Origin of the sequence: Cellulomonas soli, from assembly GCF_013409305.1 — a bacterium.
GTDB lineage: Bacteria > Actinomycetota > Actinomycetes > Actinomycetales > Cellulomonadaceae > Cellulomonas > Cellulomonas soli.
The window spans coordinates 1,071,881-1,088,587 of the sequence record NZ_JACBZJ010000001.1; the positions used below are offsets into that span (position 1 = coordinate 1,071,881).

A 16,707-nucleotide genomic window follows, 5' to 3' on the forward strand; every position below is an offset into this window, starting at 1 on the left:
ACACGGTGCGGGGGCTGTGGATCTCGGGGCGGTACGGCACGGGAAGATGTCCACCGACCGGTGGCACGAAGTGGGGCGGAGGGCATGTGGCAGGCAGCGCCGCAGCAGATCGGGTCCTCGCGGGCCTGGACGAGCAGCAGGCGGCGGCCGTCCTCGCACCGCCAGGACCGTTGCGGATCATGGCCGGCGCAGGGACCGGCAAGACCCGCACGGTGACGCACCGGATCGCCTACCAGCACCTGACCGGCGCCGTCCCGGCGAACCTCGTGCTGGCGGTGACGCACTCGACCAAGGCCGCGGGCGAGATGCGCGACCGGCTCGGCCTGCTGGGCGTGGGTCATGTCCAGGCGCGGACGTTCCACGCGGCCGCGCTGCGCCAGCTGCGCTACTTTTGGCGGGCGACCGGCCTGCCGGGGGACGCGCCCGTGCTGCTGGACGTCGACGGGAAGGGCGCGTACTACCGGTACCTGCGCGCGGCGCTCGGCCGGACGCTCGGGATGCCGGCGACCGCGGTGGACCCGACCGTGGTGACCGACCTGGCGACCGAGCTCGCGTGGGCGGCCGCCCGGGACCTGCCCGCGGACCGGTATCCCCAGCAGGCGAAGGCGGCAGGTCGGCGGCCGGGGACGGACCTCGCCACGATCGCCGACGCGATGGCCCGGTACACGGCCGCCAAGCGTGCGGACGGCGTCCTGGACTTCGCCGACCTGCTCGCGTCCTGCGCCCGGCTCCTCGAGGAGGACGAACAGGTCGCGACCACGATCCGCGCGCAGTACGCGGCGTTCGTCGTCGACGAGTACCAGGACACCGACCCGGCGCAGCAGCGGCTCCTGGACGCGTGGCTCGGTGGACGCGACGCGATCGCCGTCGTCGGTGACGCCCGGCAGGCGGTCTACGCCTTCAAGGGCGCGCAGACGTCACTGATCCGGGACTTCCCCGTCCGGTTCCCGCACGCGGTCACGGTCGACCTGGTGAAGGACTACCGCTCGACCACCCAGGTCGTCGACGCCGCGAACCGGCTGATGGCCGGGACGCCCGAGGCGGCGGGCCCCATGCTCGTCGGGATGCTCGGGGAGGGCCCGGACCCGGTCGCGATCCGCTGCGACGACGAGGACGAGGAGGACGCGCGGATCGTCGCGACCGTGCGCCGGTGGTTGCGCGAGGGTGTCCCGGCCGAGGAGATCGCGGTCCTGCACCGGTTCAACGCGCAGGCCGTCACGATCACCGCCGCGCTGCGCGACGCGGGCGTCTCGGTGGTCGGCGGTGACGGGTCCGCGTTCTTCGACCGCCGCGAGATCACGCAGGTCCTCGCCCTGCTGCGCGCCTCTGCCGCCCAGGCGCCGGACGACGACCTGGCCGACGCACTCGAGCGCGCCCTCGGCCAGGTCGGGTACGACCCCGACCGGCCGCCGGACGGGATCGGCGCTGCACGCGAGCGGTGGGATGCGCTCGACGCCCTGCGCGCGCTCGTCGAGTCCCTGCCCGCTCCGCTGACCAGGACGATCGGCGCCCTGTCGGCCGACCTGGACCGACGCGCCGCCGAGGACCACGTCCCGCCCGGGCGCGGGGCGGTGACCGTCACCACGATCCACAAGGCCAAGGGCCGCGAGTGGGAGGCGTGCCTGATCGCGCGCGCCACCGACGGCTCGCTGCCGTCGGTGTACGCGACGACGCCCGCCGAGCTCGCCGAGGAGCGGCGGCTCGCCTACGTCGCCGCGACGCGCGCCCGACGGCACCTGGTGGCGACGTGGGCTGCGGGTCGACCCTCGGGACGACCTGGCCGCCCGTCACCGTTCCTGTCGGCGCTGACGCCCGAGCGCGAGCGTCCGGCCCGCACCGGAGAAGGCGCGCGCGCTGCGACGACGTCCGCGGCCCTGTTCGCGGTCGGTCAGCGGGTCACGCACGACCGGCACGGCCTCGGACGCGTCGTCGACGTGCGGGGCGGCAGCGTCACGATCGACTTCGGGGCCGACGGACGCCGGACGGTGCGTCCGGACCACACGCTGATCGCCCTCTGAGCGCGGCGCACCTCGATAGTGCTGGCGTCAATATTGGCGCATCGATTCGTGGCGACACTATTGTCACCACCGCACGATGCGGCAATACTGACGCCATGGCAGACGAGCGAAGGTCGCTGTGGTCGCACCCCCGGTCACCGGCCGACCTGGGGGCCTTCCTTCGCGCCGCGCGCATCGAGGAGAACCTGACCCAGGAGGCACTGGCCGACGAGCTCGGCTTCGACCGACGGGTGCTGCAACGCATCGAGGCCGGCGAACCCACCCTCTACGCCACCCGCCTGTTCGCCCTGATGGGCCGCCTCGGGTGCGAGCTGGAGCTGCGCAAGCCATGACCGTGCTCGACGCCTGGCTCTACGGCACCCACGTCGCCGAGGTGCGGTCACTGAACCCGGAGCGCGTCGAGCTGCGCTTCACGGGCGACGCGCTCGACCGCTGGGGCGTGAACGCACCCGTCCTGTCCGGCCTGCTTCCGCTCTCCTTCGACGCCCCCGCGCCGGCCCGCGTCAGCGCCTGGCTGCGCGGACTGATGCCCGAAGGTGCCTCCCGGCGTCGCCTGGCGCAGAACGCCGGGGTCGACACCCAGGACACCGTCGCGTTCCTCGGGGCCTACGGCCTGGACACCACAGGCGCCCTCGTCCTCGTCCCCCAGGGCGCCGACCCCGACCCGCCCGGGCACCTCGATCCAGTCAGCGACACGCAGGTCGCCCACCTGCTCGACCAGGCCGAGACGACCGGCTCCGCCGACCAGATCACCTCCATCGCCGGCCTTGAGACCAAGATCGCGCTGACCTGGACCCCGGCCGGGTGGGCATCGCCTGTCGGCCGTCCGCCCTCGACCCACATCGTCAAGCTGGCGCGACCTTCGGGCTCACGCACCGCGGATCTCATCGACACCGAGGCCGCAGCCCTCGACCTGGCCCGCCGGTGCGCACTGAGCACCGTGCACGCCGAGCTGGTCACCTTCGCCGGCAGGCGCACCATCGTCGTCGAGCGCTACGACCGGGTCGCACACGAGGACGGGCGACTCACCCGGGTCCGGCGGGTTCTAGCGATCCCCGCAACACCCTGAGTTTCAGGGAGTTGCGGGGATCGTGTCGTCGTTGGAGTTGAAGGGGTTGTTCTTCGCGGCCCTCGCGGTGGAGGAGGGGAACGTCTCGGCCGCTGCGCGTGAGGTCGGGGTGAATCTGAACACGGCGTTCGGGTGGGTGCGCAAGGCCGGTCTCCGCGGGACAGGCACTGGCGGCCGGGGTGGGCATCCTGGTCGGGCGGAGTACGAACGGTTGCGCGCTCAGGGAGTCAGCCGACGGCAGGCCGCTCGGCGTGTCAGCGTGCACGTGCGCACTGCTCGGGACTGGGATCGGGGCGTGCTCTCGCGAGGTCATACCCGGATCTATCCCGACGGCCGGAAGGTGGACTACCGCACCGGTGAGACCACGGCGGTCACCCCGCCGATCGGGCCGTCGATGGCCGTCGTGGAGGCCGTGCTGCACCCTCGGTTCCTGACCCTGGTCGAGCGTGAGCAGATCGCCGATCTGCGCCGTCGAGGTGAGTCGTTTCGCGCGATCGGGCGGGCACTGGGTCGGCCCGCGTCCACGATCATGCGTGAGATCAGCGCCAGGTCCGTCGACGGCATCTACCTTCCGCACCGCGCGCACCGGTCGTGGGCCTCGGGCAGGTCGCGGCCCCGGCAGGCCAAGCTCGCCCGGCACGGTCGCCTGCGTGACTACGTCGCGGGCAGGCTTGCCGAGCAGTGGTCTCCCGAGCAGATCTGTCACGCTCTGGTCCGGGAGTTCCCGGACGACGAGAGCATGCGGGTGAGCGTGGAGACGATCTACCAGGCGATCTACGTCCAGGCCCGCGGCGGTTTGCGCCGGGAGGTCGCCGACGCGCTGCGCACCGGGCGCACCCGCCGCAAGCCCCACCGGGCGCCCGAGCAGCGCACGCCTCGGTTCGTCGATGAGATGGTGATGATCTCCGAGCGGCCGGCCGAGGTCGCCGACCGGGCGGTGCCCGGGCACTGGGAGGGCGACCTGATCGTCGGGACGGGGTCGCGCTCGGCGATCGTGACCCTGGTCGAGCGCTCGACCCGTTACGTGATGCTCGGGCACCTGCCCGGCGGGCACACCGCCGAAGAGGTCCGCGATGTGCTGGTCCCGCTGATCGGGTCTCTGCCGGCGCACCTGCGCGGGTCGCTGACCTGGGACCAGGGCTGTGAGATGGCCGCCCACCAGCAGTTCAGCATCGCGACCGGGGTCCCGGTCTACTTCTGCGACCCGCACTCGCCCTGGCAGCGCGGGTCGAACGAGAACACCAACGGTCTGCTGCGCCAGTACTTCCCCAAGGGCACCGACCTGTCCGTCCACTCACCGGCCGACCTCGAGCACGTCGCTCAACAGCTCAACGCCCGACCACGCAAGACGCTCGACTGGGGCACCCCAGCCGAGCGCCTGCGTGATCTACTGACGACCACGTAGGCCACCAGGTGTTGCGAGGACCCCGAGAATCCGCCGTCCACCAGGAGGACGGGGCACAGCTGCTCGGCCTCAACACCGACGACCCCGACCGCAAGTTCCAGTGGGGACGCGCACTGCCGTCGCTGCGCGAGCTGGCCAGGGTGCTCATCAGTATGGGCGAGGTGCGCCCCACAGGGCTGCTGGCGCTGACGTGTTTCAACCTGGCGATCGGGAACACGGACGCGCACGCCAAGAACATCTCGGTCATCCACCGCGAGGACGGCTCCACCCAGCTGGCCCCGGCCTATGACGTGGCGATGTACCTCCATCACCCGCACGCCGCACGGCGCTTCGCGATGGACGTCAACGGCTCCAGCGACATGGACCACATCACCGCGCAGGACCTGGTCGCCGAGGGGCGCTCCTGGGGCCTGAGCCCGCGCGACGCGAGCCGCACCGTGCGCGACACGCTCGAGCACCTGCAGCAGGCGCTCGCCGACATCGACCGCGACACGCACCCGGGCGTGAGCGACGCGGCCTGGACGACCGTGCACACGCGCACCGACGCGCTGCTGAGCCAAGCACCGGCCAGCCCGCCGCCGGCGCGGGGAGGCCGTCGCACCGCGCCGCGCCCCGAGGACGACCCGGCAGGCCGTCCGTCGTAGCCGAGCCGGCTCAGACCTCCGGCTGCAGCGGACGGACGACCCGCGCCGGGTTCCCCGCGACGATCACGTCGGGCGGGACGTCCTTGGTCACCACGGACCCCGCACCGACCACGGATCGCGCACCGATCGTCACGCCCGGGCACACCACCACGCTGCCGCCCAGCCAGACGCCGTCCTCGATCGTGATCGACGAGACCCGCTCCCACCCCTGCGGCCGCAGCTCGGGGTCGAGCACGTGCGTCGGCGTGTACAGCCGCACGCTCGGACCGATGAGCACGTCCGCACCGATGCGGATCTCCCCGCCGCCGAGTGTCAGGAAGTCCGCATTGATGAACGTCCGCTCGCCCACGTGCAGCCGGTGGCCGTAGTCCAGGTAGAACGGCGGCCGGAAGTCCGCGCCCTCGCCGACGCTGCCCAGCAGCTCACGGAACAGCGCCTCGGCCGCGTCGCGGTCCTCGTCGTACAGCGCGGTGATGCGCCGGCACGTGCGCTGCGTACTGGTCGTCAGCTCCGCCAGCTCGGGGCCGAACCGGTAGCGGTACCAGTCGCCGGCCACCATCTTGTCGTACTCGGTGCGGCCGTCCGCGAGCGCGGTCGCCAGGTCGAGCTCCACCCGGGTCCTCCTTCATCGACGAACCCCGAGTCTGGCAGCCGCGTGGGGGTGGTTCGGTACGCTACGGGTCGGTCGAGGCCGAGGCCAGCGCCTCTGCCACCCTGCGCAGACCTTCGCGCTCGAACGCCTCGTCCCCCACTTGGTGCGCCCACGCCGCAGTCGCCACGGCCTCCCGGACCTGCGTGCGACCCCATGCCTCCGGTTCGCGGGGATCCTCGCCGTAGCCGAGGAGGAACGCCGCTTCCAGCGCAGGGTCACGTCGGAAGTCCCGAGCGGCCAGGCGGTCCAGGTCCGTGGCCGCCGGGCGCATGTCCGCCCGGCCCAGGTCGATGACACGGACCTCGCCTTCATGCACCAGCCAGTTCCGCGGTTGCCAGTCGCCATGCGTCGGCACCAGCACCGCCGACGGCTCGGGCCACGAGGCGACGAGCTCGCCGATCCGGGCGACGTCCCGAGGCGCGATGAGGTGCGGTGAGGCGAGCCAGCGTCGGCACCTGGCGTTCTCCCGCGACTCGTAGGTCGGGTCGACGCGCTGCTCGACGGCGTGCAGCGCGGCGAGCAGCCGACCTGCCTGCTCGTAGACCTTCGGGTCGTCGGCGGCCGGGTCGTGCAGCACGAGCCGCCCGGGCAGCCATCTCGTGACGAGCACCTTGGCGTCGACGTCGTGGTGCAGCAGCACCGGAGCCCGACCCGCTGACACCCAGGGCGCCAACCAGGACCGATGCGCCCTGATCTCACGGGCGATGTGGCTGTCCAAGGCGCCACCGGCCTTGACGACGCACAGGCCGCCGGCGGCTCGCACCCGTAGGACGGTCGTCTCGATCAGACCCCGGCTGAGGTCCGCGTCGAGCACCGCCCCGGGCAGCCACCTGCCGAGGCGCATGCGCTGGACATCGGTCAGCCGGTCGAACGCACCCGATCGCACGCGACCTACCGAAGCACGCGGCATCGGGAGGAGAGCACCGAACGCGCGGGCAGCGTCAGAACCCACCGGAGGGCTCGCCGTTCACGATCGGCCAGGCGGCGCAGCTCGCGGTCCGTCGCCGCTCTCGCGGTCGCCACCGGGGATCACTCCTGCGGTGCGCTCTGAACAGGTTCGGACGCCGGGCTGGGGTCCCCGTCGACGGACAGCGTCAGCGACAGCAGCAGCCCCGTGAGCAAAGTGACCGCAGCGATGAGCAGCGCCGCCCAGACCGGTGCCGGGTGCGTTCGCCGAGTCCGCAGGTGGACGACCGCTGCGACCAGAGCGACCAGGGCGAAGGGCAGGACGATGGGCGGGGCGACGAACATTGCCGGGACCAGGACGAGCACGCCGATGACCGCAGCCACGAGCAGGGAGACGGGGCGAGACACCTGCGCGAGCATCCCCCGGGGCCCGTGCGTCAGCGCCACGCGGTCAGCAGGTCGGCCGCGTCGTAGGACACGTCGACGCCGTCGACCGCCCCGCCGTTCGGGCTGATCGCCGCCACGAGCGCCGAGTCCGCGTGCGGGATCAGGGCGCGATGCCTGCGCAGCTGGGCGACCTCGGCCGAGGTCACCTCACCCCTGGTTCTCCACTTGATCGTGCCCACCATCGCGGTCGTGGCGTTCCCGCTCGCCACCACGTCGACCTCGACGTCAGACGCACGGGTCCACCAGGGGAGCACCGTCTCCACCTCGACCAGGCGCGGGTCCGTCCGCGCCAACCGGGTCAGGGCCTGACGGACGACCGGCTCGACGCTGTGGCCACGCCACGTCTCCCAGTCCCGCTCGAACGCCGCGACCGCCAGGTCCGCACGCCCCCGCGCGATCCGGTCCACGTTGCGCTCGACGTACCGGAACCAGAAGCGCAGGTAGGGGTCGGTGACGCGGTACCGGCGCAGCTTCGAGGTGGGAGCAGCCCACGCCGGCTGCTCCCGCTCGATCAGCGCCTTGGCGTTGGTCAGCGTGCTCAGCGCGCGGGTGGCCGCCGTCTGGGCGTTGGCACGCTCGGACGGGTCGGAGATGGCCCCCAGGACATCCATGAACCCCGGGTTGGCGACGTCGCTCGAGCCGATCGCGGAGAGCACCTGGTAGGCGGCCTGGGGCTCGGGGAACTCCGCGTCGAGCGTCAGCCGACCCGTGGTGACCAACGGGCTGAACTCGTCCTGCAAGGCACGGGTCACGTACCGGTGGACCCCGGCCCCGCTCGTCGCGAGGTCGGTCACCAGTCGCGGGTACCCGCCCGTGACGAGGTAGGCGTCGAACGCGTCCGACGCGCTCGTTCCCAGTGCCTGGGAGACCTCGGCCGGGTTGAGCGCAGGGACCACCAGCGGCGAGACGCGACCGAACAGGGGCCGCCCGTGTCTCGCAAGGCTGTCCATCATCGCGACGTCGGACCCGATCAGGATCAGGAGGATGGGGAGCTTCTGCAGCGTGCGGTCCCATGACGCCTGGAGCTCACCCTCCAGCGTCGCGACCTGCTCGATCATCCAGGGGAACTCGTCGAGCACGGCGACGACCGGCCCGCTCCGAGCCGCGACGGCCAGGCGACTGAACCAGTCGCGCCAGCTCGTCGCCGGGCTCTGCGCGAGCAGGTCGGCATCGACGACGGGCCTCTGCGACTCCACGAGCGCGGACGTGGCATCCGCGAGCTGCGCGGTCGCCGGCGCACGGAACACACCCGTGACGAAGACGTACGGCACCGTGCCGCGTTCCACGAACCGCTCCACGACGCTGGACTTGCCGACCTGCCGCCGGCCCCGCAGCGTCACGATGCGCCCGCCGTGTCCACGCTCCACCGACTGGAGATGGTCGGCGAGGGCGTCGAGAGTCTCGATCCGCCCGAAGAACTCCCGCGCATGATTCATGGCACGTATCATACTCGCAATGTTCTATAGGCGGCAGGTTCGCCGACTGCCCGCCCGAGGCCCCACGTACCATCGGAGCCCGGTGCGCGCCGGGGCGAGGACTCGACACCAGCCGGACGACGCGCGAGAGACAGGGGGGGCCGAGGTGCCGCGGATCGATGCCCCGACGGTCGCCGAGCACCGGGCCGCCCGGGAACGGGCCCTGCTGGACGCCGCGCGCGGCCTGCTGACCGACCGACCCGACCGCCTGCCGACGCTCGCGGAGGTCGGGGAGCTCGCCGGCCTGTCCCGTTCGAGCGTCTACCAGTACTACGCCTCGCGCGACGACCTGCTCTCGGCGGTCGTGCGCGACTCGTTCCCGCGTTGGCAGCAGCGGCTGGACACGGCGATCGCGGCGGCGACCGGTCCGCGGGGGCGCATCCTGGCGTACCTGCGCGTGAACCTCGAGCTCGTCGCGGACGGCGAGCACGCCCTGGCCCGGACGCTGGTGTCGGTGGCCCCGTCCGAGGAGCTGGCGCGCCGGTCGCAGACGTTCCACGACCGGCTGCTCGTGCCGTTGCGCGGGGCCCTCGAGGAGCTCGGCGTGCCCGACCCCGAGACGACGACCGAGCTGCTCAACGGCCTGGTGCACACCGCCTCACGCGTGGTCGAGCGGACCGGGGAGCTGGAGCGCACCTACGACGCGACCGCGGCGCTGGTCGACGCGTACCTGCGCACGCTCCCCGGGCCCGCGCCCGCCTGACCGCTCAGGCCGGCCGCAGCCGGCCGTCGACCATCTCCAGGACGCGGTCGCAGTGCTCGAGCACGTCGTGGTCGTGGGTCACCATCACGGACGCGACGGCGTGCCGGTGGGTCTGGTCGGCCAGCAGCTGGACGGTCTCGTGCGAGCGGCGGCGGTCGAGCGCCGCGGTCGGCTCGTCGACCAGCAGGACCGACGGCGAGGCCACGAGCGCCCGGGCGATGCCGACGCGCTGACGCTCCCCACCGGAGAGGTTCCCCGGCCGCCGGTGCGCGTGGGCGGTCATCCCGACGGCCTCGAGCAGCGCCTCGGGCGGCGTCGTGGCGCGTCGACCGGTGATGTGCTCCACGAGCCGGAGCTGGTCGAGCGCGGTGAGCGCGGGCACCAGGTTGCCGGACTGGAAGACGAAGCCGACGTGGTCGCGCCGGAACGTCGCCCGGGCCCGGGCCGAGAGCGTCGTGACGTCGACGCCGTCGACGACGACCGACCCGGAGGTCGGCCGGGCGAGGCCGCCGGCCACGGCGAGCAGGCTGGACTTGCCGGCACCCGAGGGACCGACGACTGCCACGAGTTCGCCGGGGACGACCTGCAGGTCGACGTGGTCCAGGGCGACGACCTGCAGGTCACCGGTGCCGAACGTCAGGGTGATGTCCGCGAGGGTCAGGCCGGTGCGGACGCGGGTGGAGGCGGTGGCGGTGGCGGTCATCGGTTCTCTCCGAGGGCGGTGACGGGGTCGATGGAGGCGATGCGGACGGTGGCGATGCTCGCGCCCACGAGCCCGAGACCGAGCAGCAGCGCGGCACCTCCGGCCACGGGTGCGGTCTGGAGCGCGAACGGCATCCCGGTGCCGAGCAGCAGGCTGCCCAGGCCCAGCCCGACGGCGACTCCCACGCCGACGGCGGCGGTGAGCATGATCGCGGCCTGCAGGACCCCGTCGCGCAGCAGGAATCCGGTGGAGGCGCCGATCGCCCGCATCACGGCCAGCTCGCGGGTGCGCTGCACGGTCCAGAGCGTGAAGAACGCGCCGACGACGAGCGCCGAGATCGCGTAGAGGAACACCTGGATGAGCTGCATGGTCATCAGCTCGGCGGTGTACCCCGGTGAGGAGTCGAAGGCGTCCGTGATCGTGCGCGCTGACGTCCCCGCCGCGGCATCGGCAGCCGCCAGGTCGGGCAGCGCACCGTCGACACCACGCACCGCCACGACGCTCGCGACGTCGTAGGTGCCCGCGTCCGGCTGCTCGCCGGGCAGCAGTCCTGCGTGGATCTCCTGCCAGGTGGGAAGCGGGACGTAGGCGATGTCGACGTGCCCGAAGGTGCGCTGGTCGGCGGTGAAGCCGACCACCGTGAGCTCGGTGCCGAGCCGGTCGAGCGTGATGACGTCACCGAGCGCGACTCCTTCGTCACGGGCCGAGGAGCTCAGCACGGCCTCCCCCGCGGCGGCCAGCGGACGGCCGTCGGCGGCGTCGGGCGCGACGAACCCCGAGGGGTCGACGCCGAACAGCGTCAGGTCCACGGGCGTCCCGTCGTCGTTCTTCGCGTTGACGATCGACGTGCCGAGCAGCTCGGCGTCGGCGACGTCGTCGCGGGCGGCCCAGCTGTCGCGCTGCGCGGTCGTCACCTCCGAGCGGGTGAACGCCGAGTCGGCCTTCGTCCCCTCGGAGAAGGCGACGACCTCGACCGGGCTGCGCATGAGGCCGGACACCCCGTCGACGACGAGCCCGGACGACAGCCCGGACAGCAGGACCATGAGGACGGCGATGAGGGCGATGACGGCGCCCATCAGGCCGAAGCGGGTACGCGCGAAGGCGAGCTCACGCAGAGCGAGGAACACGGTGCACCTCTCGGGAGGGGAGCCGCGAAGTTATCGACGCGGTGTCGACATCTTACCGACATCATGTCGGGAACACTAGACGGCGGTGCTCACCTGCTCCCGACGCCGGCTGCGCACCCCGTCGGGCGCGGCCCTCCAGCAGGTCGTCAGCCGTCACCCTGGGTGCGAGCAGGACGGGGGCCCGACACCGTGTGGGACACCTCCGTGGTCCCTCCGCGGCTCTCGAACGTCTCGCTGCAGTTCGAAGGGTGGCTCGGCGACGACCTGATCGAGACCTACCCGCTGTTCGCCGTCACGGACAGGCTGCGGGCGGCGCTGAGGGCATCCGGCGTGAGCGGGGTGTCGTTCGAGCAGGTGCCGACCATCAGATCCGAGCAGTTGCTCGAGCTCCAGCCCGGGGACGAGATCGGCACGTGGTCGCTCATGGCCGTCACCGGCCGAGCGGGCACCGACGACGCCTGGCTGAGCCCCCGCTGGATGCTCATGGTGTCCCAGCGCTTCTGGGACGTCGCCTCACGGTTCCAGCTGACCTACTGCGACATCGCCGAGCACACGAGCTGACTCACAGGGCCCGAGCGGACCGGCTCCACGTCCACGATCGCCTGGATCCGTCTCCCATGACCGGGGGCGTCAGTCCGCGGCGCCAACGCAGCAAGCGCCGCCGGCTCGATGTTCGTCCCCCAGCTCTTCGAGAGCACCCACGTCGAGTCGCTCACCTGCACAGCGCGAACGCTTCAAGCGGCTCCTCGCTACCCGCTCAGCCCGAGGATGCGGCGCTCGTAAGAGAGCACTCCGGGGGCGAACAGCACGCACCCGGTGACCTCGTTCACCACCGTGATCACCGTGTGGACGATGTCGATTGCAGTCGTCTCGTCGCATTGGTCGGGGAACACGTCCGCGATCCAGGACAGCTCATGAGCGAAGCACGCCAGGCTCATGTAGCCCTCGCCGATGGTGATGCGCAGCTCCTCGTAGATGCTCGGCCGACCGTCGGCGTCCTCACCCTCGTCAGCACCGAGCCGCACCTGGACGCCCGCTGCCGTCAGACGCTTCACCATCTCCCCGAGCCACAGGTGGCCCTGCGGTGTCGTGGTCGCGTCCAACGGACGCGGTGCCGGCCCGCCGTCGACGGTGAAGCTCATCTGCCAGCGCACGCCCAACCAGTCGTCGGTCGGGACTGCCTTGGCTGCCAGCCACGCCGGCGTGACTTGGGCCGCGCGGGGACGCTTCGCCAACTCGACCTCCCATGAAGCCGGGGCGAACTCGAACGGTGGCTCGTGGTCATAGTCGAAGTCCACCGTGATCCGACCGACGGCAAGCACGACCGCCCGTGCGGTGAGCCACGACCCGGCACCCGGCACGTACGCCTGCTCGTGAGCAGCGAGGAACACATCAACCAGCTCGATCGTCTTGCGGCCCACCGTGGGAACCTCGCTCCCGTCGCCGAGGTGGGCGACGACGGACGAGTGCACCTCCCCGCCGACGATCGAGATCGTCAGCGAGACGTCCGACCACCCGTGAGGTGCGATCGACGACAAGAGCTGGCCGAGCAGCTGTTGCTGCTCGGGCGCGAGCGGGACCTGTGCCACTGCACCACCACCGCCTCGCCGACACCAACGCCGCTCGGGAAGATACCTGACGAACACCCGACTCGGTCTCAGCGAGTCGCCGGGGTCCTTCTCCCACCGCGAGCGCAGCAGGTGCCCCGGGCGATCACGTCCCACATCGAATGGGCCGGTGGTACGTTGACTCAATGAGTGGGACATATCCGGTGACCATGGGAGATCGTGGGCGACTCGTCGTTCCAGCGGAGGTGCGCGCACACGTCGGGCTCGAGGAGGGCGTCCCCCTGCTGCTGCTCGAGACGCCCGGCGGTCTGGTGCTCATGACCAGGGAGCAGGCGCGCGAGCTCCTGCGGCGCCAGCTCGCCGGCTCCGACGTCGTCGCACAGCTCCTGGCCGACCGTCGATCTGCCGCCGCTGCGGAGGACGCCGCATGACGGTCGTCCTGGACGCGTCCGCGGTCCTGGCCTTCATCACAGGCGAGCCCGGCGCGGACGTCGTGGAGCAGGCGCTGACCGGCACCACAGTGTGCTCGGTCGTGAACTGGTCGGAAGTCGCACAGAAGGTCCGTGCCGCCGGCGGGGACTGGTCCGTCGCGTCCGCTCTGCTCGCCAGCTACGGCCTCTCCCCGCTCGACGCCACGACCCACGACGCCGAGGGTGCCGCGGCGCTGTGGCAGCGCGGCTCCGGGCTGTCTCTTGCTGACCGCTTCTGCCTCGCGCTCGCCAGCCGGCTCGACGCCGTCGCCCTGACGGCCGACACCGCCTGGGGCATCTCGGAACGCGTACGGCAGATCCGCTGACGACTTCCTCGCAACCTCGGCAAGCACCTCGGGGCCGGCGTCCCTCGCCCCGCGATTTGGTCGACGCTCCGCTGCGCGGGCCCCACCGAAGCGTCGCGACCTCGTGCAGCAGACCCAGCCCGCTGACGACCTGAGCCGCGATCACTCAGAGCAGCTGGTGGGTCACCCCGTACCACCCGCCGATCCACACGACGGTGCACAGCGTGAGCCCGATGATCACGCGCCACCGTGGGCGGGAGGTCCAGGGAACGAACCACCACGGTGCGGCGAGGATGATTCCGGCGAGGAGCGTGAATGCGCCGACCAGCACGGAGGATCCGCGATCATCCCAGTTGCACGCGTGCAGTCCGCACCATGCGAAACCGGCGAATCCCACCGCCACGTATCCGCCCAAGAGGCTGAGCGGGACGGCCCAGAGCAGGTGGAGAGGACGGGTCCGCCTCGGTGGCTCGTACCCCTGGTAGGGGGTGCTCACGATGTGTGCCCGGCAACGGTGACCGTTCCGGACGTGCTCACGGTGCCTCCGTGCAGCCAGCCGGCGGTTGCGCTGGGGCCGTTGACAGTGATCGTTCCGGGTGTGTGCACCTCGAGCGTGGCTCCGTTCGAGGTGGTCGTCGCACCAGAGAAACGTACTGCTCAGGCTGCTGCGGAGCCCGTGAGCGCCGGGCTTCGCGGTGAGTCCAGCTGACCAACTCGGGGCGTCGTCCGCTGCCGCGAGGGTGTTCAGCCACGACGTCCACGTGACCTTGTTCTGATGTCGTGTCTGCCACCGGCTGCTGCGGGGCGGATACCTCCGGGGCAACGACCGCGGCGGCATCTTCGACGGTTCCGCCGACGACCGGCCGGGCTGCCGCGCCGGAGATCGCCGAACCGTCGATGTCGACACGTTGAACGGCGGCAACCCACTTGAGCAGGTGTGGTGGCGTCAGCCGCCCCACCGTGACGCCATGAACACCGCCCAGCGCGCAGCCGCCTTCATCGGCATCTGCGTCGCCGGCGGTGTGCTCGTCGGTGGGGGCCTCTCGCTGGCGCTGCACAGCGCCTTCCGCGAAGGCGGCCGAGGCGACACGGTTCTCGAGACAGCATCGAAAGAACTTCGCTCGCCCCAGACGTCCGCCCAGATGCTCACCGACCGCCTCGCCGCCATCGACGGGGTGGACCCGAGCATCGAGTCCGCCGGTGGCAGCACACAGTTCGTCCCCGTCATCGACAGCCCGCAGTGGCCGGCCGTCTTCGACGAGGTCGTCGCGATCTGCCAAGGCAGCGGCGACCTGTGGACCCACTTCGGCGCGGAGCCACCCGTGTGCGTCATCGCCACCAGCACCGTCACGGTCGAGTCCGGCTGGCCGTTCATCTCCGGCCGGGCGGCCGTCGACCTCGCCACCGAGTTGGCTGCCGACCCGTCCGTGCGCGCCGTGTCCGTCGGCATGGGCGACGACGGCCAGGGCCGCGTGCTGGTCACGGTCGACGAGACGCAGGACGTCGACACCTTCCGTGCCGAGCACGCCACCCTGGTGGGCAGGTACGCCAAGACCTCGATGGCGCTTCTGGTGCAACCTCAGCTCCCTGGGTGAGCTGATCGCATCAGGGCGCGACCAGTGCGAGCCACCGTTCAGCGACGATGGCCCGATGAGGGCGGGGTCGCCCGCGTCGGACTGGCCGATGAGCACCGACGGGCCGCTCCACGTCCTCGGGCATGGTCCCTGAACTGCCACGACCAGGCGGTACCGTCAGTCCCGTCACACCGCAGCGGTCCACGCGTCGCTCGCGAACGACACGGGTGTTGTCCCGCGGACTCCACGAGTGGATCCACTCACCACCCGGGCCTCTAGCTCAATCGGCAGAGCAGCGGACTTTTAATCCGCGGGTTGTGGGTTCGATCCCCACGGGGCCCACCAAGGTGTTTGTGCAGGTAAGAGGCTTACGCGGCGGGTGTGGCGGAGGCCCGAACTGGCGGTCGTCCGGGCGGCTAGTCCGCATTTAGTCCGCACTTTGTCCACGCGACCCCGGGTCCGGCCCACTGCGGCCCTTACGCGAGCGAGGGCGAGCCGAGCCCAGCTCCGGGCCCAAAGCTGGCCTACGACACGCGTTCGGGGCAAGGGAAGACCAGGCCGCGACCCTCCCGCAGGACGGGGGACTACTCGAGCTCCTGCAGGCCTCCAGGCGCCCGGTGACAGGTGGGGCGGTGGAGAAGTGTTCGGCACGCCCGCTCACTACTACGCGCGGATGTCCTGACAGTGCGGCGCCAGGCCGGACAGCGGCTCTCGGCGGGAGGAAGCGACCAACGCATCGGCGCGACCGCCAACGGGCAGGTCGAGACTCCTCGGTGCCGATGCCTTTCACCGCATGGCGGGACGACGTTCATGGGGCAAGCGGGCACGAACAGAGAGGAGCCCCCGATGAGCACTCCTACCGAGAGCGACACGACGTCCAAGCCGGGCCACGGCGAGGACCACCCGTTCAAGGTGACCATCCGGTCCCTTGCGGGGCACAGCGACACGGTCACCATCAAGCCGTCCGACACGATCGGCGAGGTGCGTGACCAGGAGGTCAAGAGGTTCATCTCCAAGGGGTGGCTCACGGCAGGCGAGTACGCCCTGACGCTGCCGCGCGTCTCCAAGAGCGAACTCGACCCGACTGCCACATTCGGTGACCTGGAGGTCATCGCGGGCGACGTCCTGGTGCTGATCAACCGCAAGCCGCAGGTCGACGGGAGCTACCCGGTCGACACGGTCGACCAGGCCTGACGGCCCGAGCACCGTGGCTCTGCACCCGGCCGTTCTGTCGGACCTCCTGGACGAGGAGGTCCGACAGGCCCGCATCAAGTTGGGCCAGGACGCCGGCGACCTCCGCCGGGTTGGCACCAACGTGCTGATCACCGTGAAGCGCCCTGACGGCGTCTGGAAGCTGCTCCTCGACGGAGCCCGGTACGACTCGGAGCCCTTCGACGTTGCGCTGGTTGACGACGAGGGCGAGGTACTGGCCCTGGAGCAGTGGATCCCCGGCTTCGCCCTCGGGATCCATCCCAGCCTCAACGTCCCGTTCGTCTGTGTGAGCGGCACTCGCGGCTACTACGCCCACGAGAGCCACTTTGCTGAGCGCTGGGACTCCCACCGCTTCAGCATGCGCCTTGACTCCCTGCTCGATTCCCTGCTCCGAAAGGCAGGCGTACATGCCTAGCCACTCCACCTCCC

20 protein-coding genes and 1 tRNA gene are annotated in these 16,707 nt (G+C 71.4%); 13 read left to right on the top strand and 8 right to left on the bottom strand.

Going from position 1 to position 16,707, the window contains the following annotated elements:
• The first annotated feature begins 86 nt into the window (after positions 1-86).
• The 5 genes from BKA22_RS04875 (at position 87) to BKA22_RS04895 (ending at position 5,136) form a co-directional block, all read left to right on the top strand.
• The gene (locus BKA22_RS04875; protein WP_179561638.1) at positions 87-2,018 is read left to right on the top strand and encodes an ATP-dependent helicase; all 1,932 of its coding nucleotides are present in this window, start codon (positions 87-89) and stop codon (positions 2,016-2,018) included.
• Between the two features lie 95 nt (positions 2,019-2,113).
• Entirely contained in the window at positions 2,114-2,350 is a 237-nt protein-coding gene (locus tag BKA22_RS04880; RefSeq protein ID WP_146954149.1) for a helix-turn-helix domain-containing protein, read from the top strand.
• On the top strand, positions 2,347-3,087 hold the full coding sequence (locus BKA22_RS04885; protein WP_179561639.1) for a HipA N-terminal domain-containing protein: 741 nt from the start codon (positions 2,347-2,349) through the stop codon (positions 3,085-3,087). Before BKA22_RS04880 ends, BKA22_RS04885 begins: the two co-directional genes overlap by 4 nt.
• Before the next feature lie 211 nt (positions 3,088-3,298).
• Positions 3,299-4,492: an IS30 family transposase gene (locus tag BKA22_RS04890; protein ID WP_146954894.1), complete on the top strand. Its 1,194-nt coding sequence runs from the start codon at positions 3,299-3,301 to the stop codon at positions 4,490-4,492.
• An 8-nt stretch (positions 4,493-4,500) separates the two neighbouring features.
• Positions 4,501-5,136 carry a HipA domain-containing protein gene (locus BKA22_RS04895; protein ID WP_179561640.1) on the top strand — a complete coding sequence of 212 codons (636 nt, stop codon included), beginning with the start codon at positions 4,501-4,503 and terminating at the stop codon, positions 5,134-5,136.
• 10 nt (positions 5,137-5,146) lie between these two features.
• Here the strand turns inward: BKA22_RS04895 and BKA22_RS04900 are convergent, their stop codons facing one another.
• The 4 genes from BKA22_RS04900 to BKA22_RS04915 form a co-directional block, all read right to left on the bottom strand.
• The gene (locus BKA22_RS04900; protein ID WP_146954884.1) at positions 5,147-5,749 is read right to left on the bottom strand and encodes a sugar O-acetyltransferase; all 603 of its coding nucleotides are present in this window, start codon (positions 5,747-5,749) and stop codon (positions 5,147-5,149) included.
• A 61-nt stretch (positions 5,750-5,810) separates the two neighbouring features.
• Positions 5,811-6,674 (bottom strand): aminoglycoside phosphotransferase family protein, encoded by an 864-nt coding sequence (locus tag BKA22_RS04905; protein ID WP_218866519.1) that lies wholly within the window; start codon positions 6,672-6,674, stop codon positions 5,811-5,813.
• A 143-nt stretch (positions 6,675-6,817) separates the two neighbouring features.
• A complete protein-coding gene (locus tag BKA22_RS04910) occupies positions 6,818-7,102 on the bottom strand; it encodes a hypothetical protein (protein ID WP_146954883.1) in 285 nt (94 codons plus the stop codon).
• 29 nt (positions 7,103-7,131) lie between these two features.
• Positions 7,132-8,577: an ATP-binding protein gene (locus BKA22_RS04915; protein ID WP_179561641.1), complete on the bottom strand. Its 1,446-nt coding sequence runs from the start codon at positions 8,575-8,577 to the stop codon at positions 7,132-7,134.
• 145 nt (positions 8,578-8,722) lie between these two features.
• Between BKA22_RS04915 and BKA22_RS04920 the strand changes: the two genes are divergently transcribed.
• Positions 8,723-9,319 (top strand): TetR/AcrR family transcriptional regulator, encoded by a 597-nt coding sequence (locus BKA22_RS04920; RefSeq protein ID WP_146954881.1) that lies wholly within the window; start codon positions 8,723-8,725, stop codon positions 9,317-9,319.
• A 4-nt stretch (positions 9,320-9,323) separates the two neighbouring features.
• Here BKA22_RS04920 and BKA22_RS04925 read toward each other — a convergent pair whose 3' ends face one another.
• Both BKA22_RS04925 and BKA22_RS04930 read right to left on the bottom strand, forming a co-directional pair.
• Positions 9,324-10,022 carry an ABC transporter ATP-binding protein gene (locus tag BKA22_RS04925; RefSeq protein WP_146954880.1) on the bottom strand — a complete coding sequence of 233 codons (699 nt, stop codon included), beginning with the start codon at positions 10,020-10,022 and terminating at the stop codon, positions 9,324-9,326.
• Positions 10,019-11,149: an FtsX-like permease family protein gene (locus BKA22_RS04930; protein WP_179561642.1), complete on the bottom strand. Its 1,131-nt coding sequence runs from the start codon at positions 11,147-11,149 to the stop codon at positions 10,019-10,021. Before BKA22_RS04930 ends, BKA22_RS04925 begins: the two co-directional genes overlap by 4 nt.
• A 204-nt stretch (positions 11,150-11,353) precedes the next feature.
• On the opposite strand from BKA22_RS04930, the gene BKA22_RS04935 reads away from it, so the two are divergent.
• The gene (locus BKA22_RS04935; protein ID WP_146954879.1) at positions 11,354-11,710 is read left to right on the top strand and encodes a hypothetical protein; all 357 of its coding nucleotides are present in this window, start codon (positions 11,354-11,356) and stop codon (positions 11,708-11,710) included.
• A gap of 188 nt (positions 11,711-11,898) precedes the next feature.
• Here the strand turns inward: BKA22_RS04935 and BKA22_RS04940 are convergent, their stop codons facing one another.
• A complete protein-coding gene (locus BKA22_RS04940; RefSeq protein ID WP_146954878.1) occupies positions 11,899-12,738 on the bottom strand; it encodes a hypothetical protein in 840 nt (279 codons plus the stop codon).
• A gap of 164 nt (positions 12,739-12,902) precedes the next feature.
• Between BKA22_RS04940 and BKA22_RS04945 the strand changes: the two genes are divergently transcribed.
• Positions 12,903-13,148, top strand: coding sequence for an AbrB/MazE/SpoVT family DNA-binding domain-containing protein (locus BKA22_RS04945; RefSeq protein WP_146954877.1), 246 nt, complete (start codon positions 12,903-12,905; stop codon positions 13,146-13,148).
• Entirely contained in the window at positions 13,145-13,513 is a 369-nt protein-coding gene (locus BKA22_RS04950; protein WP_146954876.1) for a type II toxin-antitoxin system VapC family toxin, read from the top strand. Before BKA22_RS04945 ends, BKA22_RS04950 begins: the two co-directional genes overlap by 4 nt.
• Before the next feature lie 145 nt (positions 13,514-13,658).
• Here BKA22_RS04950 and BKA22_RS04955 read toward each other — a convergent pair whose 3' ends face one another.
• Entirely contained in the window at positions 13,659-13,823 is a 165-nt protein-coding gene (locus BKA22_RS04955; protein WP_179561643.1) for a hypothetical protein, read from the bottom strand.
• Positions 13,824-14,460: 637 nt separating this feature from the next.
• Between BKA22_RS04955 and BKA22_RS04960 the strand changes: the two genes are divergently transcribed.
• The 4 genes from BKA22_RS04960 (at position 14,461) to BKA22_RS04975 (ending at position 16,693) form a co-directional block, all read left to right on the top strand.
• Positions 14,461-15,087 carry a hypothetical protein gene (locus BKA22_RS04960; protein ID WP_146954875.1) on the top strand — a complete coding sequence of 209 codons (627 nt, stop codon included), beginning with the start codon at positions 14,461-14,463 and terminating at the stop codon, positions 15,085-15,087.
• A gap of 248 nt (positions 15,088-15,335) precedes the next feature.
• A tRNA-Lys gene (locus tag BKA22_RS04965) sits at positions 15,336-15,411 on the top strand.
• 501 nt (positions 15,412-15,912) lie between these two features.
• Positions 15,913-16,260, top strand: coding sequence for a hypothetical protein (locus BKA22_RS04970; protein WP_146954874.1), 348 nt, complete (start codon positions 15,913-15,915; stop codon positions 16,258-16,260).
• Positions 16,261-16,273: 13 nt separating this feature from the next.
• On the top strand, positions 16,274-16,693 hold the full coding sequence (locus BKA22_RS04975) for a hypothetical protein (protein ID WP_146954873.1): 420 nt from the start codon (positions 16,274-16,276) through the stop codon (positions 16,691-16,693).
• The last annotated feature ends 14 nt before the right edge of the window (positions 16,694-16,707 follow it).

Excerpts from the sequence above, each read along its gene's own strand:
- BKA22_RS04960 (WP_146954875.1), top strand. The coding sequence starts at position 14,461 with ATGAACACCGCCCAGCGCGCAGCCGCCTTCATCGGCATCTGCGTCGCC.
- BKA22_RS04885 (WP_179561639.1), top strand. The coding sequence starts at position 2,347 with ATGACCGTGCTCGACGCCTGGCTCTACGGCACCCACGTCGCCGAGGTG.
- BKA22_RS04915 (WP_179561641.1), bottom strand. The coding sequence starts at position 8,577 with ATGAATCATGCGCGGGAGTTCTTCGGGCGGATCGAGACTCTCGACGCC.
- BKA22_RS04970 (WP_146954874.1), top strand. The coding sequence starts at position 15,913 with ATGAGCACTCCTACCGAGAGCGACACGACGTCCAAGCCGGGCCACGGC.
- BKA22_RS04925 (WP_146954880.1), bottom strand. The coding sequence starts at position 10,022 with ATGACCGCCACCGCCACCGCCTCCACCCGCGTCCGCACCGGCCTGACC.
- BKA22_RS04945 (WP_146954877.1), top strand. The coding sequence starts at position 12,903 with ATGAGTGGGACATATCCGGTGACCATGGGAGATCGTGGGCGACTCGTC.
- BKA22_RS04880 (WP_146954149.1), top strand. The coding sequence starts at position 2,114 with ATGGCAGACGAGCGAAGGTCGCTGTGGTCGCACCCCCGGTCACCGGCC.
- BKA22_RS04950 (WP_146954876.1), top strand. The coding sequence starts at position 13,145 with ATGACGGTCGTCCTGGACGCGTCCGCGGTCCTGGCCTTCATCACAGGC.